Source organism: Thioclava sp. UBA3469, from assembly GCF_002378135.1.
In the GTDB taxonomy this organism is placed as follows: domain Bacteria; phylum Pseudomonadota; class Alphaproteobacteria; order Rhodobacterales; family Rhodobacteraceae; genus Thioclava; species Thioclava sediminum.
This window is the reverse complement of the sequence record NZ_DFRG01000132.1, coordinates 1-540: the sequence shown is the minus strand read 5'-3', so window position 1 is coordinate 540 and position 540 is coordinate 1. Positions and strand designations below refer to the sequence as shown.

The window sequence follows — 540 nt, the reverse complement described above, 5'->3', positions numbered from 1 at the left end:
CAGGTGGTGCCACTGGTGCGCCTCGCCGGGCATATCCGCAAGCTCTCGGGCATGGATCTGGAGGAAGGCGTCTCGACCCGGCTTCTGGTCTATGCCGCGCGGCTGATCGGCGCGGGCATCGCGATCGAGGAAGCGCTGGAGACCGCCGTGGTTCAGGCGCTCAGCGACGAGCCGGACGTGCAGCAGGCGCTGCGCGACCTGATCGCCACGATCTACGGCTGAGGAGCACGCCATGAAACTGATGGACCTGATGGAGCCCGAGGAAACCGTAGGCGAGATCTGGCACGATTTGGCCAAGGATATCGGTCAGGACGATCGCCACCCCGACGCCGCGGTCGAGCTGGCTGCGCTGCGCCCCTCGCTCGCGCTGCTGCTGCGCGCGCTTGGCGGCGGCGCGGATGTCGAGATCGTCGAGGTCCCGGTCACGCCGGTCCGTCACCGCCAACCCGTCCGGCGTCGCCTTGGCGCCGGGCGCGAGACCGAGCGCGTCGCGCGCTTCGACGGCGCGCGGCTGCGCCTGCCGCCGGTGATGGATGTCTT

The 540-nt window shown here is 70.0% G+C and carries 1 protein-coding gene and 1 pseudogene; both read left to right on the top strand.

Annotated features, from left to right (window positions below; translation table 11 throughout):
- The coding region (locus tag B3D39_RS10675) for a CbbQ/NirQ/NorQ C-terminal domain-containing protein (protein WP_286789672.1) at positions 1-222 on the top strand (222 nt) is incomplete at its 5' end.
- Between the two features lie 10 nt (positions 223-232).
- A pseudogene (locus B3D39_RS10670) lies at positions 233-540 on the top strand (NorD nitric oxide reductase activation protein); the annotation flags it as partial.